At 65.0% G+C, this 24,567-nt stretch carries 24 protein-coding genes; 17 read left to right on the top strand and 7 right to left on the bottom strand.

From position 1 onward, the window contains the following. Nucleotides 1-16: 16 nt before the first annotated feature. Nucleotides 17-820, bottom strand: a complete 804-nt coding sequence (locus NO357_RS19685) for a ChaN family lipoprotein (protein WP_306737454.1) — start codon at nt 818-820, stop codon at nt 17-19. Between the two features lie 55 nt (nt 821-875). Between NO357_RS19685 and cobU the strand changes: the two genes are divergently transcribed. From cobU to NO357_RS19665, 4 genes are all read left to right on the top strand, one after another. Then, on the top strand, nt 876-1,394 hold the full coding sequence (gene cobU / locus NO357_RS19680; RefSeq protein WP_306737453.1) for a bifunctional adenosylcobinamide kinase/adenosylcobinamide-phosphate guanylyltransferase: 519 nt from the start codon (nt 876-878) through the stop codon (nt 1,392-1,394). Next, complete coding sequence (locus NO357_RS19675) at nt 1,391-1,963, top strand: histidine phosphatase family protein (RefSeq protein ID WP_306737452.1); 573 nt, start codon at nt 1,391-1,393, stop codon at nt 1,961-1,963. Before cobU ends, NO357_RS19675 begins: the two co-directional genes overlap by 4 nt. Before the next feature lie 57 nt (nt 1,964-2,020). Next, nucleotides 2,021-2,887: a glutathione S-transferase gene (locus tag NO357_RS19670; RefSeq protein ID WP_306737451.1), complete on the top strand. Its 867-nt coding sequence runs from the start codon at nt 2,021-2,023 to the stop codon at nt 2,885-2,887. Nucleotides 2,888-3,051: 164 nt separating this feature from the next. Continuing rightward, complete coding sequence (locus tag NO357_RS19665) at nt 3,052-4,566, top strand: YifB family Mg chelatase-like AAA ATPase (protein WP_306737450.1); 1,515 nt, start codon at nt 3,052-3,054, stop codon at nt 4,564-4,566. Here the strand turns inward: NO357_RS19665 and NO357_RS19660 are convergent. The 4 genes from NO357_RS19660 to rsmI all read right to left on the bottom strand — a co-directional run bounded on the left by NO357_RS19660 (nt 4,553) and on the right by rsmI (nt 7,862). Next, nucleotides 4,553-5,467, bottom strand: coding sequence for an alpha/beta hydrolase (locus NO357_RS19660; RefSeq protein WP_306737449.1), 915 nt, complete (start codon nt 5,465-5,467; stop codon nt 4,553-4,555). The genes NO357_RS19665 and NO357_RS19660 overlap by 14 nt on opposite strands. Beyond that, the gene (gene gshB / locus NO357_RS19655; RefSeq protein WP_306737448.1) at nt 5,464-6,399 is read right to left on the bottom strand and encodes a glutathione synthase; all 936 of its coding nucleotides are present in this window, start codon (nt 6,397-6,399) and stop codon (nt 5,464-5,466) included. Before gshB ends, NO357_RS19660 begins: the two co-directional genes overlap by 4 nt. Before the next feature lie 120 nt (nt 6,400-6,519). Beyond that, a complete protein-coding gene (locus tag NO357_RS19650) occupies nt 6,520-6,969 on the bottom strand; it encodes a YraN family protein (RefSeq protein ID WP_306737447.1) in 450 nt (149 codons plus the stop codon). Then, nucleotides 6,966-7,862, bottom strand: a complete 897-nt coding sequence (gene rsmI / locus NO357_RS19645) for a 16S rRNA (cytidine(1402)-2'-O)-methyltransferase (RefSeq protein WP_306737446.1) — start codon at nt 7,860-7,862, stop codon at nt 6,966-6,968. Before rsmI ends, NO357_RS19650 begins: the two co-directional genes overlap by 4 nt. Before the next feature lie 89 nt (nt 7,863-7,951). On the opposite strand from rsmI, the gene NO357_RS19640 reads away from it, so the two are divergent. The 6 genes from NO357_RS19640 (at nt 7,952) to murJ (ending at nt 16,560) form a co-directional block, all read left to right on the top strand. After that, nucleotides 7,952-9,130: a penicillin-binding protein activator gene (locus NO357_RS19640; protein ID WP_306737508.1), complete on the top strand. Its 1,179-nt coding sequence runs from the start codon at nt 7,952-7,954 to the stop codon at nt 9,128-9,130. Beyond that, a complete protein-coding gene (locus NO357_RS19635) occupies nt 9,117-11,924 on the top strand; it encodes a [protein-PII] uridylyltransferase (protein ID WP_306737445.1) in 2,808 nt (935 codons plus the stop codon). Before NO357_RS19640 ends, NO357_RS19635 begins: the two co-directional genes overlap by 14 nt. After that, complete coding sequence (locus NO357_RS19630) at nt 11,921-12,154, top strand: YdeI/OmpD-associated family protein (protein WP_306737444.1); 234 nt, start codon at nt 11,921-11,923, stop codon at nt 12,152-12,154. The genes NO357_RS19635 and NO357_RS19630 overlap by 4 nt, the downstream gene beginning before the upstream one ends. A gap of 158 nt (nt 12,155-12,312) precedes the next feature. Continuing rightward, nucleotides 12,313-13,533 carry a hypothetical protein gene (locus NO357_RS19625; protein WP_306737443.1) on the top strand — a complete coding sequence of 407 codons (1,221 nt, stop codon included), beginning with the start codon at nt 12,313-12,315 and terminating at the stop codon, nt 13,531-13,533. Nucleotides 13,534-13,561: 28 nt separating this feature from the next. Further along, on the top strand, nt 13,562-14,887 hold the full coding sequence (locus tag NO357_RS19620; RefSeq protein WP_306737442.1) for a hypothetical protein: 1,326 nt from the start codon (nt 13,562-13,564) through the stop codon (nt 14,885-14,887). Between the two features lie 128 nt (nt 14,888-15,015). Beyond that, complete coding sequence (murJ, locus tag NO357_RS19615; RefSeq protein WP_306737441.1) at nt 15,016-16,560, top strand: murein biosynthesis integral membrane protein MurJ; 1,545 nt, start codon at nt 15,016-15,018, stop codon at nt 16,558-16,560. Between the two features lie 156 nt (nt 16,561-16,716). Here the strand turns inward: murJ and NO357_RS19610 are convergent, their stop codons facing one another. Continuing rightward, on the bottom strand, nt 16,717-17,415 hold the full coding sequence (locus NO357_RS19610) for a rhomboid family intramembrane serine protease (protein WP_306737440.1): 699 nt from the start codon (nt 17,413-17,415) through the stop codon (nt 16,717-16,719). Between the two features lie 104 nt (nt 17,416-17,519). Here NO357_RS19610 and trpS point away from each other — a divergent pair, with 104 nt between their 5' ends. Further along, the gene (gene trpS, locus NO357_RS19605; RefSeq protein ID WP_306737439.1) at nt 17,520-18,536 is read left to right on the top strand and encodes a tryptophan--tRNA ligase; all 1,017 of its coding nucleotides are present in this window, start codon (nt 17,520-17,522) and stop codon (nt 18,534-18,536) included. On the opposite strand, the gene NO357_RS19600 is transcribed toward trpS, so the two are convergent. Beyond that, nucleotides 18,533-20,440 (bottom strand): ankyrin repeat domain-containing protein, encoded by a 1,908-nt coding sequence (locus tag NO357_RS19600; RefSeq protein WP_306737438.1) that lies wholly within the window; start codon nt 20,438-20,440, stop codon nt 18,533-18,535. The genes trpS and NO357_RS19600 overlap by 4 nt on opposite strands. Here NO357_RS19600 and NO357_RS19595 point away from each other — a divergent pair. The 6 genes from NO357_RS19595 to NO357_RS19570 all read left to right on the top strand — a co-directional run bounded on the left by NO357_RS19595 (nt 20,393) and on the right by NO357_RS19570 (nt 24,566). After that, complete coding sequence (locus tag NO357_RS19595; protein ID WP_306737437.1) at nt 20,393-21,262, top strand: branched-chain amino acid aminotransferase; 870 nt, start codon at nt 20,393-20,395, stop codon at nt 21,260-21,262. The two genes, NO357_RS19600 and NO357_RS19595, sit on opposite strands and share 48 nt — an antisense overlap. A gap of 75 nt (nt 21,263-21,337) precedes the next feature. Beyond that, nucleotides 21,338-21,793 carry a universal stress protein gene (locus tag NO357_RS19590; RefSeq protein WP_306737436.1) on the top strand — a complete coding sequence of 152 codons (456 nt, stop codon included), beginning with the start codon at nt 21,338-21,340 and terminating at the stop codon, nt 21,791-21,793. A 99-nt stretch (nt 21,794-21,892) separates the two neighbouring features. Beyond that, nucleotides 21,893-22,456, top strand: coding sequence for a NifU family protein (locus NO357_RS19585; RefSeq protein ID WP_306737435.1), 564 nt, complete (start codon nt 21,893-21,895; stop codon nt 22,454-22,456). Next, nucleotides 22,446-23,039 carry a tRNA (adenosine(37)-N6)-threonylcarbamoyltransferase complex dimerization subunit type 1 TsaB gene (tsaB, locus tag NO357_RS19580; RefSeq protein WP_306737434.1) on the top strand — a complete coding sequence of 198 codons (594 nt, stop codon included), beginning with the start codon at nt 22,446-22,448 and terminating at the stop codon, nt 23,037-23,039. Before NO357_RS19585 ends, tsaB begins: the two co-directional genes overlap by 11 nt. Beyond that, a complete protein-coding gene (locus tag NO357_RS19575; RefSeq protein ID WP_306737433.1) occupies nt 23,029-23,475 on the top strand; it encodes a GNAT family N-acetyltransferase in 447 nt (148 codons plus the stop codon). Before tsaB ends, NO357_RS19575 begins: the two co-directional genes overlap by 11 nt. A gap of 101 nt (nt 23,476-23,576) precedes the next feature. After that, nucleotides 23,577-24,566, top strand: coding sequence for a BMP family lipoprotein (locus tag NO357_RS19570; protein ID WP_306737432.1), 990 nt, complete (start codon nt 23,577-23,579; stop codon nt 24,564-24,566). Nucleotide 24,567: the final 1 nt, after the last annotated feature.

The following is a 24,567-nucleotide window of genomic DNA, read 5'->3' as shown; positions in this document are numbered from 1 at the left end:
CCCCGGAAAAACTGGCTCACTCCGCCTCTTTGCCGTTCTCAAACATCGCACAGGGATCGTCGCGCTCGGCCTCCGGTACGGTCTCGACCGCGTCGAACGCCCCGTCTTCGCCACCCGGCTCGACGAGTCCCAGCGAAAACACCGCCGCATCGCTGACCCGCGCCAGATAGACCGGCGCGCCCCAGTCCCTGCGGGCATGGCCATTACCGGTGATCACCACCACTGGCCCGCCGGTGTCGCGTAGCGCCGCGACCGCCGTGCGCGCCAGCACCGCGTCGCGCAACCTCTGCAACTCGACGATCCCCGGCAGCATCTCCTCCGGCAACGCCTCGCAATGCGCCTCGAACTGGAACTGCTCCCGCACCGCCTGCAGGCTCTCGGGCAAGGGCTCCGTCAGGCCATAAGCCTCAGCATCGGGCCCGAAATTTTCGACGACCCCGGTCTCCATCGCCGCCCGCGTCTCCTCCCGCGGCACCCCAGCGCCATAGATCGCCGCCTGCGGCGCGGCAGCAAAGATCGGGTAATACATCGCGAAATCGGGCCAGCCCAGGTGCTGCCAATCCAGCGCCTCGCCCAGCGCCGTTTCATCGCCGCGCAGCTCCGGGGTAACCCGCTCCGCCAGCCCCGGCGTCAGCATTTCGAAGACCAGCGCTGTCGGCGCAAGCGCCGCTACCAGCTCGGCCTGCCGCGCATGCGCCTCGGCATTGTCATGAACTTCGCCCAGAAACACCACCTCTGCCTCGGACATTCCCGAGGGCAGCTCGGCCGCCTGCACCGCGCCTGCCGTCACCAGCCACAAAGCCGCCAGAATCCTGCCCATGCTTTTCTCCCTGTCCGCAACCTGCTACGCCTCCTTCGCAGATAAGGACGGCACCATGGCAGCGCAACTCACCCTGGTTCTCGGCGGCATCGCGTCCGGCAAATCCGCCCATGCTGAAGGGCTGGTGCGGGCCGTCGGCAAGCCGATGATCTACCTCGCCACGGCCGAGCCCGGCGATGCCGAGATGCAGGCCAAGATTTCCCGCCACCGGACCGCCCGGGGGGCAGGATGGGATACCATCGAAGAGCCGCTCGCCGTCGCCAAACGCCTCCGGGACGCACCGGCGCAGCACGCGATCCTGTTCGACTGTGCCACCATGTGGCTGACCAACCACTTGCTGGCCGATCATGATCTCGCCGCCGAACAGGCCGGATTGCTCGATGCCCTCGCCGCCTGCTCCTCGGACCTGGTGATCGTCTCCAACGAGGTCGGCCTCGCCGGCGTGCCTGAAAACGCCCTCGCCCGCCGATTCGCCAATGCGCAGGGCACCCTCAACCGGGGGCTCGCCGCCGCCGCAGACCGCGTCGATCTCGTCACCGCCGGACTGGCGCAAACCCTCAAGGGGGCAAGATGAGCCGGGTTTTCTGGGTCCGACACGGCCCCACCCATGCCAAAACGATGGTCGGCTGGTCCGACCTGCCCGCCGATCTTTCCGACACCGCCCGTCTGTCCCGGCTGACAGCCTTCCTGCCCGGTGACGCGCTTGTCGTCTCTTCCGACCTCAGCCGTGCCGTGACCACCGCCGATGCGATCTCCGGCCCGCGCCAACGCCTGCCCCATGACCCGGCCCTGCGCGAGATGCATTTCGGCGACTGGGAACTCAAGCGCCATGCCGAGATCGAGGATCAGGCCCACGCCCGCCGCTTCTGGGAACAGCCCGGCGACATCCGCCCTCCCGGCGGCGAGAGTTGGCACGAGCTCACCGCCCGGGTCGACGGTGCCGTCGCGCGGCTGATAGCCGAGAACCCGGACGCCGACATCATCGCCGTGGCACATTTCGGCGCCATTCTCAGCCAGCTGCAACAGGCGCTCCGCCTCACCCCCTACGAGGCCTTCTCCCACCGCATCGACAACCTTTCGGTCACAGAACTGCATCGCCGCGGCACCGGCTGGCACGCCGAGCGCTTCAATCACTGTCCGTGATGATCTGCTCTCAAAACATCATTTTGCCGCGAACTCCGGCGCGCCTAACCTGCCTCCATGACCTATGATCTTTTCGTCGCTGACCGCGCCTTCTCCAGCTGGTCGCTCCGCGGCTGGCTGATGTTCGAGCAGTTCAATCTGCCGGTCCGCACCCACATGGTCGGACTCTACGACGGCACCATGGCCGAAGACCTTGCCGACCTCGCCCCGGCGCGGTTTGTGCCGGTGATGCGCGACGCGGACGGTATCGTGGTGGGCGATAGCCTCGCCATGGCCGAAACCCTGGCCGAACGTCATGCCCAAGCCGGGCTCTGGCCTTCCGATCCCGCCGCCCGGGCGCTGGCGCGCTGGATGGTCGCCGAAATGCATTCGGGGTTCACCGCGCTTCGCTCCGACTGCCCGATGCAGCTTCTGCATCAATACCAAGGCTTTGTCCCATCCGATGCTGTTCGCGCCGACCTTGATCGCATCGAAACCCTTTGGGTGCTGGCCCGTGACCGCCACGGCGCATCCGGCCCGTGGCTTTTCGGCGCCTACAGCCTGGCCGATGTGTTCTACGCCCCCGTCGCCGCTCGGATCGCCGGTTACGCTCTACCGGTGGGCGCCGACGCGACGGCATATGTCGCCCAAACCCTCGCCGCCCCTGCCATCCGCCGGTGGCGCGCCATGGGGCTGACCAAGAGCTACGACCCGGTGCCCTATGCCATCGACCTGCCGACGCAACCCTGGCCCGGCCCCACACCGTTGCCGGCCCGCGCCGTCGACGCGGGCCCCTCGGAAAACGCCGCCTGTCCCTATTCCGGCTTGCCCGTCACCCATTTCATGGAACTCCAGGGCCACACCTTCGGCTTTTGCAACGCCTTCTGCCGCGACAAGACCGTGCAGGACCCCGAGGCCTGGCCCGCCTTCACCGCGCTGCTCTGACCCGGTGATCGCGCCGGCGGTGCAGGTGCGACAACCCCGCCGTCACTCGGCAATTAGGGTGGAAACGCTCTGACGGGGGCGGTCCAATCCCCGCGGCGTTAACCATTCCTCAACTATCCCCGCGCTATTGATTAACCAACGTTAACCACACCCGGAGCGCTGAGATGGTCGCCCGCGCCTATACGGTCGCCTTCGAAGGCGTGGAGGCCCGCACCGTCGAGGTGCAATGCGCCGTCACCCCCGGCCTGCCCGGCTTTTCCATCGTCGGACTGCCGGACAAATCGGTTTCCGAGGCGCGCGACCGGGTGCGCACCGCATTGTCGTCACTCTCCATCGCCCTGCCCTCGAAACGCATCACCATCAACCTCTCGCCGGCCGACATGCCGAAGGAAGGCAGCCACTACGACCTGCCTATTGCACTGGCGCTCCTCGCCGCGCTCGAGATCATCCCGTCCGATGCGACCGAGGCCACCACCGCGCTGGGCGAACTGTCACTCGACGGCTCGCTCGTGCCCGTCACCGGCGCGCTGCCCGCGGCGATGAGTGCGGCTGAGGGCCACCGCACACTGATCTGCCCCAGCGCTTCGGGGGCCGAGGCCGCCTGGGTCGGCGCCGCGCGGGTGCTGGCCCCGAAGACGCTGGCCGATGCGGTACGCCATTTCACCGGCCAGTCCCCGTTGCCGCCCGCCGAACCCGGCGAGGTTGCCGACGTCGCCCAGGTCCGCGACCTGGGCGACGTCAAGGGTCAGGAACGCGCCAAGCGTGCGCTCGAAATCGCCGCCGCCGGACGCCATCACATGATCATGGTGGGCACACCGGGCTCGGGCAAATCCATGCTCGCGGCGCGGCTGCCCGGCATCCTGCCGCCGCTGACCCCGGCCGAGGCGCTGGAAACCTCGATGATCCACTCGCTTTCGGGCCTGCTCGACGAAGGCGGCATTTCCCGCACCCGACCCTTTCGCGAGCCGCACCATACCGCCTCGATGGCCGCCATCGTCGGTGGCGGCCGCGGCGCGAAACCAGGCGAGATCAGCCTCGCTCACAATGGCGTGCTGTTCATGGACGAATTCCCGGAGTTCCCGCGACAGGTGCTGGAAACCCTGCGCCAGCCGATCGAGACCGGCGAAGTCGTCGTCTCCCGCGCCAATGCCCATGTGCGGTACCCCTGCCGCTTCCTGCTTCTGGCCGCCGCCAACCCGTGCAAATGCGGCTATCTCTCCGACCCCGCCCGCGCCTGTTCCCGCGTACCCCACTGCGGCGAAGATTATCTCGGCCGCATCTCCGGTCCGCTGATGGACCGCTTCGATCTGCGGATCGAGGTGCCCCCGGTCGCCTACGCCGATCTCGATCTGCCCGCGGCCGGCGCCAGCTCGGCCGAGGTCGCCGCCCGCGTGGCGCAGGCCCGCGACATCCAGGCCGCGCGCTTCGCGGACAGCCCCGGCATGCGGCTCAACGCCGATGCCGAAGGCGCATTGCTGGAAGACATCGCCACACCCGACGAGGACGGCCGCGCCCTGCTGGTCAAGGTGGCTGAACGGTTCGGCCTGTCGGCCCGCGGCTATCATCGTGTCTTGCGCGTCGCCCGCACCATCGCCGATCTCGACGGCTCTCAGGCGGTGCGTCAGCCGCATGTGGCCGAGGCAGTGGGCTACCGGCTGATGACCCTCAAAGAGACCTGATCCAGCCCGACACCTGGGTCAGCGTAGCCTCCGCCTCGGGGATGATTCGCTGGAAGATCGGCCAGACATGCGGCAGGTCGCGGGCAATGACCTCGTTGACCTCCACCCCTTGCCGGCGCAGAACCGCGGCCATTCGCAGGGTATCGTCGCGCAGGATCTCGGTGTCCCCGACACACATCCAGACCGGTCCGACCCCCGCGAAATCGGCGAACAGCGGCGAGGCCCGCGGATCGCGCGGATCGGCACCATTGAGATACATGACCTCCAAGTCCTTCGCCCGCGAGGTCGGCAACATCGCCTCGACGACAGCATTGTCGCGAAACGAGTCGCCGGAGAAGGTCATGTCAGTGAGCGGCGAAAAGGCGAAGGTCGCCGCCGGCTGCGGCAGCCCGAGACGGCAGATCTGGCCCAGCAGTGCCAACGCGATGCCACCGCCGGCGCTGTCGCCACCCAACACGATCCGCCGCGACGGCCCGGCCGCGATCAGCGCGCCATAAGCGGCCAGCGCGTCGTCGATCGCCGCCGGGAACGGATGTTCCGGCGCCTTGCGGTAGTCCGGCATCACCGCGACCCGCCCGGTCAGCGCCGAGATCCGCGCCAGCATCGCCCGGTGCGTGGCGGGCGAGCCCATCACATAGCCGCCGCCGTGGAAATAGAGGAGGAGTTCCCGGTCGTCCGCCCCCGGCCCCCGCACCTTCAGCGCCGGTACGTTTTCCAGCCTGTCCGGGACGTAGCGGCTGCCGCGGGGACCGTGGAACATAAGCCGCGCGCTGCGCTCGAAACTCTGCCGCAGCTCCTCGGGATGCTCGATCCGTGCCAGCCGTCGCTTCTCGATGAGCCGCAGCACGCCGTTCAGCGCCCGCGCCCTGACGCTGGGCCGGTTCGTCGCGGCCCGGGTCATGCCCGCTTCGCCTCGATCGCCTCCCAGATCTGCGCCGCCACGTTGACGCCATCGAACCGCTCCAGCTCCTGGATGCCGGTGGGCGAGGTCACGTTGATCTCGGTCAGGTAATCGCCGATCACGTCGATCCCGACGAACACCTGCCCCTTCTCGCGCAGAAGCGGGCCGATGGCGGCGCAGATTTCCCGGTCCCTGTCGCTGAGTCCGATCTTCTCGGGCCGGCCGCCGACATGCATGTTCGACCGCGTCTCGCCCTCGGCCGGCACCCGGTTGACCGCGCCCACCGGATCACCATTGACTAGGATGATGCGCTTGTCGCCGTTGCTGACATCGGGCAGGAATTTTTGCGCGATCAGCGGTTCGCGCGAAAACCCGGTGAACATCTCGTGCAGCGAGGCCAGGTTGCGGTCGCTCTCGGTCAGGCGGAAAACGCCGGCGCCACCATTGCCGTAAAGCGGCTTGAGGATGATATCACCGTGTGCGTCTTTGAACTCCCGGATGGTGTCGAGATCGCGGGCGATGGTGGTGGGCGGCGTCAGGTCGGGGAAGTCCAGCACCAACAGCTTTTCGGGATAGTTGCGCACCCAGAACGGATCGTTCACCACCAGCGTCTGCGGATGGATGCGCTGCAGCAAATGCGTTGTCGTGATGTAGAACATGTCGAAGGGCGGATCCTGGCGAAGCCAGACCACGTCGAACTCGGACAGGTCTACGTCGCGCCGCTCTCCCAAGGTGTAATGGTCGCCCTCGACACGCCGCACCGCCAGCGGCCAGCCCCGCGCCATCACCCGGCCGTCGCGGAACGACAGATGTTCGGGCGTGTAGTAGAACAGTTCGTGACCGCGCGCCTGGGCTTCCTCGGCGAGGCGAAACGTACTGTCGGCGTCGATGTTGATCGGGCCAATCGGGTCCATCTGGATGGCAATTCTCATGAGGCTCGCTCTTTTCTAGATCGTCGCCTCTTACATGGCCCAGCCGAACCGCCGGTGCAATCCGTCGCAGATGGTTTCCTGGCGGCATGTCATCGAGACGCCGGCCGGACGGGGACCAGGCTACATGTCGCCGAATGCGTTCTCGACAATCCTGACCGCGCCGGCCGCATCGACCAGCGCCACGTCGAACCGCACGTCGGTCAGCAGCCCCGCCGGCGCCGATGCCAGGTATTCCTCCGCCGCGCCATAGATCCGCGCCATCTGCCGCGCGCTCAGGCTTTCGGCCGCCCGCGCGAAACTCGCGCTCTTCTTGACTTCGACGAAAACCAGCGCGTCGCCATCGCGCATCACGAGGTCGATCTCCCCCTGCTGCCCGCGAAAGCGCCGCCGCTCCTCGATCAACCCGCGCCGGACATAATCGCGCACCACGCTGTCTTCCGCGGCGAGGCCCGACAAAAAGGCCTGCTGTCCGCGCCGCCGCCGGGCACCATCAGGCGTCGCGGACAGTCCATCCCCCGGCTCGGCAACCGATTGCCGGGCAGACCCGACCTGAGAATTTCGCGCCGTCATTCGCCGTCTTCCTTCACAAGCACCAAAGCCCGCTGATAGATCTCGCGCCGTTTTCGCCCGGTTTCCCGGGCCACCCGGTCCGCCGCATCGCGCACCGACTCCGTCCTGAGCGCGTCGCGTATCGCCGAGTCGACATCTATTTCCTTAATTTTCAATGAACTTCCACGGTCCACCAGAAAGACGATCTCGCCCTTCAGGACCTTCGCGGCAGCATGCTCGGCCAGCTCGTCGAGCGTGCCGCTCACCACCTCCTCGAATTTCTTGGTCAACTCGCGGCAGAGCGCCGCCCGGCGCGCGCCGCCCAGCACCTCGGCGGCATCCTTCAGCGTCGCGGCGATGCGGCGGGGCGATTCGTAGAAGATCAGCGTCGCCGGTACGTCGGCGAGCTCGGCAAGAGCGGTTTTCCGCTTGGCGCCCGTCGCCGGCAGGAAACCGGCGAACAGAAACCGGTCCGTGGGCAAACCCGACAGCGTCAGCGCCGTGATCGCCGCCGAGGCGCCCGGCGCGGCGTGCACGGCGTGCCCCGCCGCCCGCGCCGCCCGCGCCAGGTCGAAGCCCGGGTCGGAAATCATCGCCGTGCCGGCTTCGGGCGCATAGGCCACCGATTTGCCCTCGGCCAGCGCCTGCAACAGCTTGGCCCTAACCTTTTCGCCGCTGTGTTCGTGATAGGCGATCAGCGGGCGACCCGACAGCGCTAGCCCGTGGATCTCCATCAACCGCCGCAGGCTGCGGGTGTCCTCGGCCGCCAGCACATCCGCCACAGCCAGGATATCGAGTGCCCGCAGCGTGATGTCCCGCGCCGCCCCGATCGGCGTGGCCACCAGCCAGAGCCCCGGCGCCAGACCGCCGCCTGCCCCTGCCCCTGCCGTCACTTCGTCGCGTGTCCGATTCACCCCTAGACCCCGAATGCTGGTCGATTATTATTCCCCAGGAAGCCGCCGTCGGCCCGGCGTCGCGTCATCCTAGGGAGTGAGAAGTGTCCATGTTTGCCGTTTTGTCCCCGATCCGCAAGAGTGCCGCCCGGCTGCTGGCGTTGACCTCGGTCCTCTGGCTTGCCGCCTGTCAGCCGGTCGCCGTAGGCGGCGGTGGCGGCCCCCGGATCAATCCGACCGCACCGGTGCCGGTGGCGCTGCTGGTACCTCATGGTTCGTCCAGCAGCGGCGATACCTTCCTCGCCACGGCGCTCGAGAACGCCGCGCGCATGGGCGTGTCGGATCTCGACGGGGTACGGATCGACCTGCGAGTCTATCCCACCGCCGGCAACGCCGCCCAGGCCCAGCAGGCCGCCTCCAAGGCCGTGGCCGAAGGTGCCAAGATCATCCTCGGGCCGGTGTTCGCCGAGGCCGCCAATGCCGCCGGCGTGGCCGCCGCGCCGCGGGGCGTGAACGTGCTGGCCTTCTCCAACAACCCGACCATCGCGGGCGGCAATGTCTACATCCTCGGCCAGACCTTCGATACCACCGCCAACCGACTGACCGCCTTTGCCCGCCGCCAGGGCAAGGCCCGGATCGTGGTGCTGCATTCCGACAATGTCGCCGGCCAGCTTGGCCGCGCCGCCATCGAACGCGCCATTGCCGCCCAGGGCGCCACACTGGCCGGGACCGTGGCCTACGAATTCAGCCAACAGGGTGTCGTCAATGCCATCCCGCGGGTGAAATCGGCCGCCACCACGGGTCAGGCCAATGCCGTCTTCATGACGGCAAACACCGCCGGTGCGCTGCCGCTCTTTGCGCAGATGTTGCCCGAAGCCGGGCTGTCGCCGGCCTCCACCCAGTATATCGGACTGACGCGCTGGGATATCCCGCCGCAGACGCTCGAACTGCCCGGCGTCCAGGGCGGCTGGTTTGCTCTGCCTGATCCAGGCAAGACCCAAGCCTTCTCATCACACTACCAGGCACGCTTTGGCGAAACCCCACCGCCGATTGCTGGGCTCGCCTATGATGGCATCGCCGCTATCGGAGCGCTGGTGAAAGCCGGCAAGGCCGATGCGCTGACCGGTGCGGCGCTGACCCAGGGCGCGGGTTTCCAGGGTGCCACCGGCATCTTCCGCCTGCGCCCCGACGGCACCAACCAGCGCGGCCTGGCCGTGGCCCAGATTCGCGACCGCCAGGTGGTCGTGGTTGATCCGGCCCCGAGCAGCTTCGGCGGTGCCGGGTTCTGAGCCGGCCGCGCTCGCGGCCCCCCTCCTGCCCGGCCTGGGCGACCCCCCGGCCGATCTGGTCTGCCCGGCGGACGCGATCTTCGACCGCACCCGCATATGTGCCGATCTGCGCACCGCCTGCGACGGCGCCGACGGCGAAGCTGCGCTCCGGCGCGAGATCGTCACCGTGCTCGGCGCCGCCCGCAATCAGGGCATGGCCGCCATCGCCGACGGATTCGCCGCGAAACCCTTCGAGGCCCGCGCCACCACCCGCGCCTATACCTGGTTGACCGACTGCCTGATCGCCTGCACCTTCCACATCGCCACCACCAAGCTGCACCCGCTGCCGGCCCCGACCGAGGGCGAACGTCTGTCGCTGCTTGCGGTCGGTGGCTATGGACGCGGCGAGATGGCGCCGTTCTCGGATGTCGACCTGTTGTTCTTGACGCCCTACAAGATCACGCCCTGGGCCGAGAGCGTGATCGAATCCATGCTCTATATCCTGTGGGACTTGCGGCTGAAGGTCGGCCATGCTTCGCGCACGGTTAAGGATTGCCTGCGGCTCGGGCGCGAGGACTACACCATCCGCACCGCGCTGCTCGAACACCGCCATATCATCGGTGATGCCGATCTGGCCCGGGAACTGCACAGAACCCTGCGCCGTGATCTCTTCAAAGGCTCCGAACGCGACTTCATCGAGGCCAAGCTGCACGAGCGCGAACAGCGCCACCTCAAGCAGGGCGAGCGGTACGTGGTCGAACCCAACGTCAAGGAAGGAAAGGGCGGCCTGCGCGACCTGCAGTCACTCTACTGGATCGCCAAGTACACTTACGATGTCGACGACGTTGAGGATCTGGTCCGGCTCAAGATGCTCCGCCCCGACGAACTCGCCACCTTTCAGAAGGCCGAGAACTTCCTCTGGGCGGTGCGCTGTCACCTGCACCTCGCCTCGGGCCGGGCCAACGAACAGCTCAGCTTCGACATGCAGGTCCAGGTGGCCGAACGCATGGGCTATGCCGACAAGGGCGGCCGCCGCGCGGTCGAGCATTTCATGCAGGCCTATTTCCGCCAGGCCACCCGCGTCGGCGACCTGACCCGCATCTTCCTGACTAAGCTCGAAGCCACCCACGCCAAAGGCGAGCCCCTGCTGGAGCGGATCTTCAAACGCCGCCGCAAGGTCAGGGAGGGCTATGCCGAGATCCATGGCCGGCTGGCGATCAGCAACGAAAAGAAGTTTCTCTCCGACCCGCTCAACATCCTGCGCCTTTTCGAGGAAGGGTTGCGGACGGGGATGCTGATCCATCCCGACGCCATGCGCCTGGTCACCGCCAATCTCGACCTCATCGACGACGACATGCGTCAGAGCAAGGAAGCCAACCGCATCTTCCTCGGCCTGCTGTTGAAACACGGCAACCCCGAGCGCGCCCTCAGACGAATGAACGAGCTTGGGGTGCTCGCTGCGTTCCTGCCCGAGTTCGAACCGATCGTGGCGATGATGCAGTTCAACATGTATCATTCCTATACGGTCGACGAACACACCATCCAGGTAATCTCGAACTTCAACCAGATCGAACATGGCGAGCTTGACGAAGAGTTGCCGGTCTCGGCCGAAATCCTCAAGAGGAAACGGCTGAACCGCAAGGTGCTGATGGTGGCGATGCTGCTGCATGATATCGGCAAGGGGCGCGACATCGACCATTCCGTCCTCGGTGCCCAGATTGCCCGCACGGTCGCGCCGCGCCTCGGTCTCACCAAGGCGGAATCCGAAACCGTCGATTGGCTGGTGCGCTACCACCTTCTGATGTCCGACATGGCGCAGAAACGCGATATCGCCGATCCGCGCACCGTACGCGACTTCGCCAAAGCGGTGGGCTCGATCAAGCGGCTCGACCTTCTGCTAATCCTGACCGTGTGCGACATTCGCGGCGTCGGCCCCAATGTCTGGAACAACTGGAAGGCCGTGCTATTGCGCGCGCTCTACCGCCAGACCCTCACCGTGCTCGAGGAAGGCATCGAAGCGCTCTCGCGTGAGGTTCGCGGCGCAGACGCCAAGAAGAACCTGCGCGACGCCCTGCCCGACTGGGATCCGGCAAGTCTCAGGACCGAAACAGCCCGCCACTACGAACCCTACTGGCAGGGGCTGCATGTCACCGCTCACGTGGTCTTCGCCCGGCTGCTGAAAGACATCGGCGACGACGAGATCCGCATCGACCTGCACCCCGACGAGGACCGCGACGCCACCCGCGCCTGTTTCGCCATGACCGACCACCCGGGCATCTTCTCGCGCATGTGCGGCGCTCTGGCCCTGGTCGGCGCCAATATCGTCGATGCCCGCACCTTCACCACCAAGGACGGCTATGCCACCGCGGCCTTCTGGATCCAGGATGCCGAAGGACACCCCTACGAGGCCTCCAAGCTCAAGCGGCTGGAACAGATGATCCACAAGACGCTCAAGGGCGAGGTCATCGCCCGCGACGCGATCCAGACCCGCGACAAGTTCAAGAAGCGCGAAAAGGCCTTCAAGGTGCCGACCTCGATCACCTTCGACAACGAGGGTTCGGAGATTTACACCATCATCGAGGTCGATACCCGCGACCGCCCCGGGCTGCTCTTTGACCTCACTCGGACCATGGCCAACATGAATGTCTACATCGCCTCGGCGGTGATCGCGACCTACGGCGAACAGGTGGTCGACAGCTTCTACGTCAAGGACATGTTCGGCCTGAAGTTTTATTCCGAGGCCAAGCAGCGGGCACTGGAAAAAAAATTGCGCGAGGCCATTGAACTGGGTGTCGAGCGCGCCTCGGCACAATGACGCTCAAACGCCCGATCCAGCCGATGCCCGACGACATCGCCGCACGGCTCGACGCCGCGGGCCTGCGCGCCGCCTACGATGCCCGGCCACCTTATCAGCGCAACGACTGGCTGGCCTGGATCGCCCGCGCCAAGAAACCCGTTACTCGCGAAAAGCGAATCGCGTCGATGCTGACCGAACTGGAACAGGGCCACGGCTACATGGGCATGGACTGGCACCCGCGGAACTGAGCCTTCCGCGCCGCGCAAGCGTGACAAACCGCGCCTTTGACAGCCCTGATGCGCGGGTGCTCCAATTGCCTGCATATCGGGGTCGCGCGGCCACGGTTCGGCCTCTCGGCACAGACCAACTTCGGCGCGGTCCCCGGCAGGACTTGGGGACTCAGATCATGAAAAACATCATTCCAGCCGCCTTGCATCTTGGCATGCTTGCGGCCACCGCCCTGACCGCACCAGCCTCGGCGCAGACCACCCTTCTCACCGGTAATCACTCGATCGACGGCAGGCTCTGCGTCGGTCGGGAATGCACCGCGGCCGAAAACTTCACGGTGAACCAGACGACCCTGAAACTGAAGGATTTTGACGGGCCGCGCATCCTGTTCGACAACCCCGGAACCTTTACCGGCGGCGCCCCGAAACCGGATTGGATACTGGGCAACGAGCAGATCGGGTCTTCCTTCACGCTGCGCGAGGTGGCGACGAACAACGCCATCGTGAATGTCTGGAGTGGGGCCCCGAGCAGCGCGCTGACGATCCGCGACACCGGCGCCATCGGTCTGGGAACCTTGGTGGCCGAACGCCACCTGCACCTGCGAACGGGCGACGCCCCGGCAATTCGCTTCGAGCAGGACAGCGCGCTGGGCTTCCCGCCTTATATCTGGGACATGATCGCCCACGAAACCGCCTTCCACATACGCGATGAAACCAATTCCAGCATCCCGGTCTGGATCGAAACCGGCGGGATCAGCAATGCGCTGGTCATCGAAGACAGCGGTGAAATCGGGCTCGGCATTTACGAACCCGCAGCCAGCCTGCACATCCACCGTGACAACGGCACGGCGCAGCTCAAGGTCGAAGAAACCAGCGCCGCCGTCAGTCCCCGCACCCTGATGAACCTGCAGAACAACGGCCGCCCCGAGATCGTAATGGGCAACACCGGAACGGGCGGCGAATGGTCCTTCGGCGCCGGCACCAATTTCATCCTCAAACAGGGGGCCGTGGGGTCGGCTTCTTCGGCCAAAACCAAACTGTTTGAAATCCAACCGTCAGGAAACGCCATCCTCGCCGGCACGCTCACCACCGGCGGCACCACCTGCGGCGGCGGCTGTGACCGGGTGTTCACCGAAGCCGCGATCATTCCGGCGCCCGACTATGCCGCGCGGATGTGGGGCGACGGTCACCTGCCGCATGTCGGGCCGACCCCGGAGGGCGCCCCGATCAACGTCAGTGAAAAGCTTGGCGGCATGCTCAATGCGCTGGAACACGCGCATGTCTTCATCGACCAGCAGGCCGCCGAGATCGAGGCGCTCAAGATCGCCTATGCCACCGAAATCGCCGCGCTGCGCCAGGACCTGGCCGCGCTGACCGCACGTATCGCAGCCGCAGACTGACCCGAGCTGAACTGTGAGGAGACCCGACATGAATGTCCCTGGCCGTATCCTGCTCGCCAGCCTTGCATTTCCTGCCCTTCTGGCCGCACCATTGTCCGCGCAGGACACCCATACCAACGGCGTGGTCATTTCCGACAGCGACCCGGCGGTGGCCGACCTTTTCGTGCAGGATTTCAGCGTGCTGGACGGGCAGGTCTGCATCGGCAACGGCTGCGCCGACAATGTGCTGCCGCACCAGAATACCGGGCTGCAACTGAAATCCGCCACAACCACCATCGATTTCACCGACACCTCGGGCAATCCCGGCTTTCCCACCCGCGACTGGCAGTTGCGCGTCAACGACCCCGGCAATGGCGGGCTCGACCGGTTCTCGGTCAGAGATCTGGACGAGGACACCATTCCCTTCACCATCGAGGGCGGCGCGCCGGACAACGCGCTCTATGTCAACAGCGCAGGAGATGTCGGACTCGGCACCATCTTTCCGGAGACCGAGCTGCACATCGTGGGCGGCTATCCGGTCATCAAGCTGGAACACAGCACAAACGTCTTCCCGAGCTACAATATCGGCTACAGCGGAACGGGCGATTTCTATATCAGACAGGAAGGTGATGGCCTGTTTGCCTCACGACTGATCATCAACAAGGCCACGACCAGTTCCGGCCTGGATCCGGTGTGGATCAACGCCGAGGGTAATGTCGGACTTGGAACCGCGACGCCGACGGCGCCGCTTCACATCCAAAAAAACGACGCGACGGCGCAGATCAGGGTCGAGGAATTCGAGTCCCCGGCTGGCCCGCGCACCCTACTCAACCTTCAGAACAACGGCCGCCCCGAGATCGTGATGGGCAATAGTTCCACCGGCGGCGAATGGAGCTTCGGCGCCGGTAGCAACTTCATTCTCAAGCAGGGTTCCGTCGGCAGCGCCTCTTCTACGAAAACCAAGCTTTTCGAGATTCAGCCCACCGGCGACGCCGTCCTCACCGGCAGCCTGACCACCGGCGGCACCACCTGCGGCGGCGGCTGCGACCGGGTGTTTTCGCAAGATTACGACCTGCCCTCGATTGCCGAACATACAGATCAGATGTTTTCCCTCGGTCACCTGCCCAATGTCGGCCCCACCCCCGAAGGCGCGCCCTTCAACCTGACCGACAAGCTCGGCCGGATGCTCAACGAGCTCGAACACGCGCATATCTACATTGCGCAACAGCAGGACGAACTCGAAACCCAGCGCGCGCAAAACCGCCGGCAGGGCGACCTGATCGAAAGCCAGCACCGGATGATGACGGCAATGAACACCGACATCGCAACCCTCACGGCCCGCCTCGCAGCGCTGGAGGCGCAGCTGGCGGACTGATCGCAGCCGCGCCTGTGGCAAATCCCGCGCGGCCGCGGCTGGCGCGTGCTGCCGGCCATTTTCCCCGCGCTCGTAAGCCGCTATAACGCGCCAAAAGGGCTCCGGCCCGCCTAAAGGCACGCGCAGACATGAAACCCATCCGCCTCGTCTCCGGCTTTCTCACCGTCGGCTTCTGGACGCTGATGAGCCGGATCCTCGGCTTCGTGCGCGAGATGATGATCCTGGCCTTCATCGGCCCGGGCCCGGTGATGGACGCTTTCGTCGCCGCCTTCCGCCTGCCCAACATGTTCCGCCGTTTTTTCGCCGAAGGCGCTTTCAACGCCGCCTTCGTGCCGATGTTCGCCAAACGCTACGAGGCCGGCGACGACGCGCCGGGCTTTGCGCGCGAGGCGCTCTCGGGGCTCAGCTTCATCGTGCTGATCCTCACAGCGCTGGCGATGATCTTCATGCCGGCGCTTGTGTGGGCCACCGCCGAGGGCTTTTCGGGCGACGACCGGTTTGACCTCACCGTTGGCTATGGCCGCGTCGTCTTCCCCTATATCCTCTTCATGTCACTCTCGGCGCTGTTCTCCGGCGTGCTCAACGCCACCGGCCGCTTCGCCGCCGCCGCCGCCGCGCCGGTGCTGCTGAACATCTTCGTCATCTGCGCCATGACCGCCGCTGCCTTCCTCGGACAGGAGGTGATCCGCTGGCTGGTCTGGACCATCCCCGTCGCCGGCATCGCCCAACTGACCCTGGTCTGGACCGCCGCCTCGCGTGCGGGCATTACTATCCGCCCGGGCCGGCCGCGCTGGAGCCCCGAGATGAAACACCTCGTCGCCGTCGCCCTGCCGGCGGCGCTGTCCTCGGGCGTCATGCAGATCAACCTGCTGGTCGGCCAGCAGGTCGCCTCGCGCACCGAGTCCGCGGTGTCCTGGCTGTTTGCCGCCGACCGGTTGTACCAATTGCCGCTGGGCGTGGTCGGCATCGCCGTTGGCATCGTTCTGCTGCCCGATCTCGCCCGCCGTCTGCGCGACGGCGATCATGACGGCTCGCGCCACGCCTACTCCCGCGCCGGCGAGATTTCACTGGCGCTCACCGTTCCCTCGGCGGTGGCCCTGGTGGTGATCCCGCTGCCGCTGGTCTCGGTGCTGTTCGAGCGCGGCGCCCAGACCGCCGACGATACCGCGGCCATCGCACTTGCCACCGCGATCTACGGGCTCGGCCTGCCGGCCTTCGTGCTGCAGAAGGTTTTGCAACCGCTCTATTTCGCCCGCGAAGACACCCGCACGCCGTTCCGGTTCGCGCTCTGGGCGATGGTGATCAACGCTGCCGTTGCCATAGGCCTGCACCCGGTGATCGGCTGGATCGCCCCCGCCATCGCCACCACGCTGGCCGGCTGGGCCATGGTCTGGATGCTGGCCCGCGGCGCCCGGCCGATGGGTGAAATTGCCCGCTTCGATACCCGCTTCCGCCGTCGCCTCTGGCGGATCGTCGCCGCCTCCGCTGTCATGGGCGGGGTGCTCTGGAGCGTGAACCTGACGCTCGGGCCGCTGATCGTGGCGCCCGGGTGGCGCTATCTGGCACTGCTCGTCCTGGTGCTGTCGGGCATGGTCAGCTATTTCCTCGCCGGCCGGCTGCTCGGCGCCTTCGCCCTGCACGAGTTTCGCGACGCCCTGCGGCGCGGTGGCTGAGCGACATCGCACGGCGCCGCTGCACCGCGCGCCCGTTTAACTCCGTCCCTTACCGAATCCTTGCACCACCGCGCGCCAGACAGGGTGCCAGCCAGACTGCCAGCCAGGGTGCCGTATCGGCAGTTTGTTACCGTGCGGTCGCCTTAACCATTCGGTTTACTCATGCCGCAGCTTCGACCTGAGCCGCGACCAGCCCCCGGGACTGACCACGAAAGACAACAAAAAGCCCCAGACGAATCCGGCCAGATCCGCGATCCAGTCGGTCTGCGCCCCGAAAAGAATCCCGAATATCAACTGGATCGCCATCAGCAGACCGATCAGCGTAAACGCCCGGGCCTGGTTGTCGCCACTTTGCCCGAGCTTCAGCCACAACACGTAGGAAAACGCCCCGATCAGCCCGTAGATCCCCGGAAAGGCCCCAACCAAGATACCGGTTTCACTGGAAAAAAGGGCCCAGACCACGGCCCCGCCAACGCCAGACCCCAAGAACACGATGGCCACTGCCCACCAGGCAAACACCTCGCCCACGAACTTACCCAGCGCCAGCAACATCACGCCCGCAACCAGCATATGCGTGAAGGTCCAGTGCACGAAAAGATAGCTGACGAAGCGCAATAGGTGTTCCGCCGGCCAGACCCCGTGCTGCCACATCAGCTTGAACACGGCGGCACTGAACCCGTAGTCCTCGATCGCCGCCACGCGCCAGCCCACCGCCGCCGGGCCACCTACAAACCCTTGACTGCCAAGCGTAAAGGCCGCCTCTAACAGCAGCATCAACAGGAAAAAGACTACCACCACCGGGCTGATCGGATTGACCGGGTTCGGACCTCGGGGCGCGGGTTCGTAGTCGCTCATTGCCTTTTCCCAGGGCCTCTTGTTGCCGGGGCCCTTGTTTCCTTGACGCCGCTTTCCCCCATGGGTAAGCCACCCGCAGCCAGAAATCCAGACGGAGAAATTCCATGTCAGAGGCGGCCTACACGCCCCGCGTGTTCTCGGGCATCCAGCCCTCGGGCGGGCTGACGCTCGGCAACTATCTCGGCGCGATCAAGCGCTTCGTCGAGATGCAGGATTCCGGCGTCGAGACGATCTATTGCGTGGTCGACCTGCATGCCATCACCGTCTGGCAAGACCCCGAAGCGCTGCCTCGCCAGACGCGGGAGCTGGCCGCCGGTTACATCGCCGCCGGGCTTGACCCGGAAAAATCCATTCTTTTCAATCAATCACAGGTAGCCGAACACGCCCAGCTTGCGTGGATCTTCAACTGCGTCGCCCGCATGGGCTGGATGAGCCGCATGACCCAGTGGAAGGACAAGGCCGGCAAGAACCAGCAGAACGCCTCGCTGGGGCTCTTCGCCTACCCGTCGCTGATGGCCGCCGATATCCTGCTCTATCACGCCACTCACGTGCCCGTGGGCGAAGATCAGAAACAGCATCTCGAGCTGACCCGCGATATCGCGCTCAAGTTCAATCACGACTACAAGACCGATTTCTTCCCGATCACCGAACCGGTAATCGAGGGGGCCGCGACCCGGGTGATGTCCTTGCGTGACGGCTCAAAAAAAATGTCGAAATCCGATCCTTCGGACGCCTCGCGCATCAACATGACCGACGACGCAGACACTATCGCCAAGAAGATCCGCAAGGCCAAGACCGACCCCGACGCCCTGCCCTCCGAGGCCAAGGGGCTAGAGGACCGTCCGGAAGCGCGCAACCTTGTTAACATTTTTGCGGCATTGTCCGAATCGAGTATCGACGAGGTGCTGCGCGACGTCGGCGGCAAGCAGTTTTCCGAGTTCAAGCCGATGCTGGCCGAGCTGGCGGTTAACAAACTTGCGCCGATCTCAAGCGAGATGGAACGCCTGATGCAGGATCAGGCCGAGATCGACCGCATCCTCAGGGGCGGCGCCGCCCGCGCCCGCGCCATCGCGGCGCCGATCTTGCAGCGCACCTATGACATCGTCGGCATGGTGCGCTAGGGTCGCCGCTCGGCCACAATCTTGATCGCCGCGTCCAGCGCGCGACGGCGGCGGTTGATGCGTCGCACGAGGCTGGCATTGCCACAGTGTTCGTATTCCCTGAACTCGGCCGCTTCCTTGGCCCGTTCCTGTTCAAGATAGTCCGTCAGGCTGAGACGCCTGCCCTTGCGCAATGATAGATCGGCTCCGGCTTCTACTAACCGTTTGAATTTCCATTTATCTTCGGCGGCTGCAAAGATCAGCGGCGTATTGCGCCGTTCTCTGGTCGGCCATCGCTGCCAACTTATGATCGCGTTCACATCCGCCCCGGCCTGCAACAGGGCATTCGTTTCGCTGCGGCCGCCACTGATCACCGCACAGGCCAATGGTGTCCAACCTTGGTAATCCACCGCTTCGAGATCCGCACCAGCCTGCACCAGCATGTTGACCATCGCCGCCTGTTCCTCGGCGTCCTTGCGGCGCTGACGCGCCAGGATATGCAGGGCCTCTCCGTTGCCACATCCCTTTAGCGACGCCCCCGCCGACAGCATCGACCACAGTCGCTGCAAACGATACTCTTCCGCCTCGATCGGCCAATAGATCGGGTGTTCGCCCCGCGTCGCCGGATAGCTCTTCATGTCCACCCGCACCAGAGCCGCACGATACTCGTCCAACGTCTCGGCCAGCTCGACCGCCCGAAACGCACCAGGCTCCTCCCCCCAGGTCAGTTTTCGACCCTCGGGCGCACCGGAAAAGCCCGCCAGATCAGCGATCATCTCCAAGGATTTCTCAAAGTTTTTCAGTCGCTTGGAATAAAGGTCAACACCGCATTTGCGTTTCCTGGCGTCTTTTAGATAACCATGGGTATCGTTGATCTGACCACGTATGTAGCTACCAAGTTTCGTGATCTTGTCTATGCAACGCTGATGCCCTTCGATGAAGTCCAAAACGACTTTCAGCTTCTCTGGATACTGCGCGACAGCCTCCAGTTCCTCGATCCCAACCCTGGCGCCAACCTGCAAAAAGAACCCGACATCCTCGACACTGCCGCGATCCAATGCAATCTCCAGCGGCGTTTGGCCATGCACGTTGCGCGCCTCCAGATCGGCCCCTTTCAGAACCAGCAAACGCAGGATCTCCAACCGCACCGGTGCCTTGCGTTTCATCTCGGCCATCTCGTGCAGCACGGTGTTCCATAGCGAGCCCTGCAAATCAACCCGCGCCCCATGGCGCAACATCGCTTGCACCCGTTCCATCGGGCGGCTGCGGGCAGACAAGGCCCAGATCAGCGGAAATTGCGACTGCTGCAACCCGCTGCCATAGGTCCGGTCCAGCGCCACCTCCGGCAACAGCGTGCAAAACGCATCGAAATCGTCCGCCTTGTGCAGCTTCTCGGCGGCCTCGGTGAACCCGACATAGCGCGAAATTTCCCCGCGCTCTGCGAACAGTTGATCTTGTCGCGCGTTGAGCTGTTTCATCCTTTTCCGGTCACCGTTCGTTCGCGCCTCTCTAAGCTCCTGAGAATTGGCAATAAATTCGTCCATGTTCTGCTGGATCAAGACACAACGCTGCTGATCTTCGGGCGGCAACAGATTGCCATGTTTGTCCCGAAACGGCTCACGCGGTTTTTCGGCCGTCACGGCATCCTCGCCTTCCGCCAACCGCAACAGCTGGACGACACCGTGCGTCTTGGCCTTCAGGTCTGATCTGTCCTCCGGGGGTAAACCGTCCATGTCCTGCCTCACCAATACCAGCGAACCGTTTGGCCCGGTTCTCTCATACAAACGGGGCGATACTGTGACCCCAAAACACGCTCTCCCCTTTACCCTGTCGCCGCTGCGTCCTAACTTCGCACCCGGAGCAAGGGAGAGCGACAGATGGCGATCAGCAGCAACATCCGCACCTATTTCAACGGCACCTGGCACGACGGCAACCCGGTGGTGATGCGCGCCGCCGATCACGGCGCCTGGCTCGGCACCACGGTGTTCGACGGAGCGCGCTGGTTCGATGGCCTCGCCCCCGATCTCGACGCCCATTGCGCCCGGGTCAACCGCTCGGCCGAATCACTGATGCTCACGCCTACGACCAGCACCGAAGACATGGTCGAGATCATCCGCGAAGGCCTTGAGATGTTTGATAAATCCGAGGCCGTCTACATCCGTCCGATGTATTGGGGGATCGACGGCGACCTGTCGCTCTCGGCCATCGCCCCCGGTGGCGAGGAGACCGGCTTCGCCATCTGCCTCGAGGCCGTGCCGATGGCGCGGGCCACCGCTACCACCACGCTGACCCGCACCCGTTTCCGCCGTCCGGTCCTGGAGGACGCCGTGGTCAACGCCAAGGCCGGCTGCCTCTATCCCAACAACGCCCGCATGATCAAGGAGGCCCGCGCCAAGGGCTTCGGCAACGCGCTGGTGGCTGACGCGGTAGGCAACGTGGCCGAAACCGCCACTGCGAATGTCTTCATGGTCAAGGACGGAGAGATTTTCACTCCCATCGCCAACGGCACCTTCCTCGCCGGTATCACCCGGGCGCGGCACATCATGAACCTCGCGGCTGAAGGCATGAAGGTGCACGAAACCGTGCTCGGCTTCGAAGATTTCCACGACGCTGACGAGGTTTTCCTGTCGGGCAACATGGCCAAGGTCACACCGGTCACGGCGTTCGACGACACCCAATACCAGGTTGGACCCGTCACCCGCCGGGTCCGCGAGCTCTACTGGGACTGGGCCGCCTCCAACGGCTGAGGCCGCGCGCTTCTGACCCATTGCCCCACCGCCGGCTTTCGCCATGATCGCGGCAAAATGTAGGAGTGCTCCTCAATGCGCAAGTTTCTCGTGGTGCTGGACGACAGCCGCGAATGCCTCAACGCCATGCGGTTCGCGGCGATGCGGGCGCAGAACACCGGCGGCGAAGTCGAAATCCTCTCGGTGATCCCGCCGGAAGAGTTCAATCACTGGCTCGGCGTCGGCGAGTTGATGCGCGAAGAGGCAAAGGAGCGGATCCACGCTCATTTCGAGGTTTTCGCCAAGTGGATGCGCGAAAAGCACGATATCGATCCGCGCCTGGTTATCCGCGAAGGCAATATCGTCGACAAGGTTCTCGAACGGATTAACCAAAGTGCCGAAATCGGCGTGCTGGTGCTGGGTGCCGCGGCTGGCAAGAGTGGGCCGGGGCCGATCATCACGGCATTGCTGCGTCAGGCCGGTACTCTGCCGGTGCCGATGACCATCGTGCCGGGCGACATGTCGAAGGAACGGCTCGAGGCGATTACCTGAGAGGTCACGCGCCGCCGACCTTAATTTAGAACGCCTCTAAATATTGACATCCGGGATGCAGGTTAGCATATCTGAGCAAAGCGATAAGGATATGCCGTTATGTTCATTCAGACCGAATCCACCCCGAATCCGGCAACGTTGAAATTCCTGCCCGGCCAGCGCGTGATGGAAAGCGGCACTGCCGACTTCACTGATCCCATTGGCGAGGACGTGTCGCCGCTTGCGGCCCGCATCTTCGGCGTCAACGGCGTGGCGGGCGTGTTCCTGGGAGGTGATTTCGTCACCGTAACCAAATCGGCCGAGATGGAGTGGGACCATGTCAAACCGGCCATCCTCGGTGCGATCATGGAACATTTCCAGTCCGGCGCCCCGGTCATGGCCGAAGGTGCCATAGCCGAGGGTGGCCACACCGAGGATGACGGCCCCGACAGCACGATCATCAACCAGATCAAGGTGTTGCTCGATACCCGCGTGCGGCCGGCCGTGGCACAGGATGGTGGCGATATCACCTTCCATGGCTTTGACAAGGGTGTGGTCTACCTGCACATGCAGGGCGCTTGCGCCGGCTGCCCGTCCTCGACCCTGACGCTGAAGATGGGCATCGAGAACCTGCTGCGCCACTATATTCCCGAAGTGACCGAGGTGCGCCCGGTTGCCGTCTGAGGCACTGGTCCTCGGGTTCGACACATCGGCCGCGCATTGCGCGGCCGCTTTGCTCTTGGGGGACCGGGTTCTTGCCGCAACCAGCGAGGACATGGGCCGCGGTCAAGCCGAACGGCTGATGCCGATGCTCGAAGAGATGCTGTCCGGTTCAGGGAAAAACTGGTCCGATCTCAAGGCGATCGGTGTCGGCGTCGGCCCCGGAAATTTCACCGGTATCCGCATCTCGGTGGCTGCGGCCCGTGGCCTCGCGCTCGCACTGAACATCCCGGCCCGCGGGGTGGACACGTTCTCCGCGTCCGAACTGGGTCGGACGGGAACCGTCCTGCCAACCGTCCCCGCGCCGCGCGGACAGCTGTACCTGCGCCCCCCCGGCGAGGCCCCGACGATCGCAGCGGCGGACTCGGTCGACAGCCACGGTTTGCCCCCGGTCCCGCCCCCTGCCCCGGCCGTGCTGGCCGAAAACATCGCCCGGATCGCCGCCGCCGGCGGCGGCACCGTGCCCGCCGCGCCAGTCTATGTCCGCCCGGCGGATGCCTCACCCTCCAGCACGCCGCCACCGACGATCCTGGCCGATGACCCCTGAAAACCTTGCCACGCTGCACGCTCGCGCCTTCAAACGGCAGCGTGCCTGGTCGGCCGCGGAATTCGCCGCGCTTCTGAACAGTGATCACGTCTTCCTGTGCCCGGGACCGCATGGTTTTGCACTCGGTCGCGCGGTGGCGGACGAGGCCGAGTTGCTGACCATCACTACGGACCCCGACCGGCGCCGACAGGGCCATGCCCGCGCCTGCCTGCTCGCGTTCGAGACACAGGCGCGCGCGCGGGGTGCGGCCCGCGCTATTCTCGAAGTCGATCATGGTAACAGCGCCGCGATCGCACTTTACCAAAGCGCTGGCTACGACACCGTGGCGACGCGACCGGCCTATTATGGTTTACGCAACGGCACGCGCGCAGATGCGCTGATCATGGCCAAAAGCCTGAAGGATGAAACCCAGTTTCCTGTTGACCAGATGGTCTAAACCCGGCCTAAATCGGGGATGATCATTTCCTGATCTGCTTGCTTTTTTAGGGGCCGCGGGCAAAAGACCTGCGCCCCATTTCAACCAATAGGGAGAACCCAATGACCCTGATGCAGAAATTCCTGGGTGCTGCCGCCGCTGTTGCCCTGTCTGGCGGCGCTGCACTGGCCGAACCGGCGCTGATCTTCGATCTCGGCGGGAAGTTCGACAAATCCTTCAACGAAGCTGCCTTTGGCGGAGCCCAACGCTGGGCCGAGGAATCCGGCGGCGCGTTCCGCGAGATCGAGCTGCAGTCCGAGGCCCAGCGCGAGCAGGCCCTCCGCCGTTTCGCCGAGGCCGGCTCCAACCCAATCGTGATGACGGGCTTTGCCTTTGGCAACGTGCTGTCCGAGGTGGCCCCCGATTACCCCGACACCAAGTTCGCCATCATCGACATGGTGGTCGACGCCCCGAACGTGCGCTCGGTGGTGTTCAACGAACACGAAGGTTCCTACCTCGTCGGCATGATGGCCGCGATGGCCTCGAAATCCGGCACTGTGGGATTTATCGGCGGCATGGACATCCCGCTCATCCGCAAATTTGCCTGTGGCTACGTTCAGGGTGTCAAGGCCGTCAACCCCGACGCCACCGTGATCCAGAACATGACCGGCACCACGCCCGCGGCTTGGAATGACCCGGTGAAAGGTTCCGAGTTGACCAAGGCGCAGATCGGCCAGGGTGCCGATGTGGTCTATGCCGCCGCCGGCGGCACCGGCGTCGGTGTGCTGCAGACCACCGCCGACGAGGGCATCCTGTCGATCGGGGTCGACAGCAACCAGAATTACCTGCACCCCGGCAAGGTGCTCACCTCAATGATGAAGCGCGTCGACAACGCCGTTTACGAGGCGATGAAGTCCGGAACCGATCTGGAAACCGGCATCAACGTCATGGGTATTGCCAATGGCGGCATCGACTATGCCCTTGACGAGCACAACGCCGCGCTGGTCGACGAGGCGATGAAGGCCGCCGTCGACGCTGCAAAGGCCAAGATCGCCAGCGGCGAACTTCAGGTGCACGATTACATGTCCGACAATTCCTGCCCGGCCGAGTAAT

This window comes from Marimonas arenosa (genome assembly GCF_030848945.1).
GTDB lineage: Bacteria > Pseudomonadota > Alphaproteobacteria > Rhodobacterales > Rhodobacteraceae > Marimonas > Marimonas arenosa.
Note: the sequence above shows the minus strand (reverse complement) of the source record. Positions and strands in the feature narration are given on the sequence as shown.

Coding starts and splice junctions, on each gene's coding strand:
- murJ (WP_306737441.1), top strand. CDS start 15,016: ATGAAACCCATCCGCCTCGTCTCCGGCTTTCTCACCGTCGGCTTCTGG.
- NO357_RS19625 (WP_306737443.1), top strand. CDS start 12,313: ATGAAAAACATCATTCCAGCCGCCTTGCATCTTGGCATGCTTGCGGCC.
- NO357_RS19590 (WP_306737436.1), top strand. CDS start 21,338: ATGCGCAAGTTTCTCGTGGTGCTGGACGACAGCCGCGAATGCCTCAAC.
- NO357_RS19670 (WP_306737451.1), top strand. CDS start 2,021: ATGACCTATGATCTTTTCGTCGCTGACCGCGCCTTCTCCAGCTGGTCG.
- NO357_RS19675 (WP_306737452.1), top strand. CDS start 1,391: ATGAGCCGGGTTTTCTGGGTCCGACACGGCCCCACCCATGCCAAAACG.
- NO357_RS19665 (WP_306737450.1), top strand. CDS start 3,052: ATGGTCGCCCGCGCCTATACGGTCGCCTTCGAAGGCGTGGAGGCCCGC.
- NO357_RS19570 (WP_306737432.1), top strand. CDS start 23,577: ATGACCCTGATGCAGAAATTCCTGGGTGCTGCCGCCGCTGTTGCCCTG.
- cobU (WP_306737453.1), top strand. CDS start 876: ATGGCAGCGCAACTCACCCTGGTTCTCGGCGGCATCGCGTCCGGCAAA.
- NO357_RS19640 (WP_306737508.1), top strand. CDS start 7,952: ATGTTTGCCGTTTTGTCCCCGATCCGCAAGAGTGCCGCCCGGCTGCTG.
- NO357_RS19595 (WP_306737437.1), top strand. CDS start 20,393: ATGGCGATCAGCAGCAACATCCGCACCTATTTCAACGGCACCTGGCAC.
- NO357_RS19610 (WP_306737440.1), bottom strand. CDS start 17,415: ATGAGCGACTACGAACCCGCGCCCCGAGGTCCGAACCCGGTCAATCCG.
- trpS (WP_306737439.1), top strand. CDS start 17,520: ATGTCAGAGGCGGCCTACACGCCCCGCGTGTTCTCGGGCATCCAGCCC.
- NO357_RS19630 (WP_306737444.1), top strand. CDS start 11,921: ATGACGCTCAAACGCCCGATCCAGCCGATGCCCGACGACATCGCCGCA.
- NO357_RS19585 (WP_306737435.1), top strand. CDS start 21,893: ATGTTCATTCAGACCGAATCCACCCCGAATCCGGCAACGTTGAAATTC.
- NO357_RS19660 (WP_306737449.1), bottom strand. CDS start 5,467: ATGACCCGGGCCGCGACGAACCGGCCCAGCGTCAGGGCGCGGGCGCTG.
- gshB (WP_306737448.1), bottom strand. CDS start 6,399: ATGAGAATTGCCATCCAGATGGACCCGATTGGCCCGATCAACATCGAC.
- NO357_RS19685 (WP_306737454.1), bottom strand. CDS start 820: ATGGGCAGGATTCTGGCGGCTTTGTGGCTGGTGACGGCAGGCGCGGTG.
- NO357_RS19650 (WP_306737447.1), bottom strand. CDS start 6,969: ATGACGGCGCGAAATTCTCAGGTCGGGTCTGCCCGGCAATCGGTTGCC.
- NO357_RS19575 (WP_306737433.1), top strand. CDS start 23,029: ATGACCCCTGAAAACCTTGCCACGCTGCACGCTCGCGCCTTCAAACGG.
- NO357_RS19620 (WP_306737442.1), top strand. CDS start 13,562: ATGAATGTCCCTGGCCGTATCCTGCTCGCCAGCCTTGCATTTCCTGCC.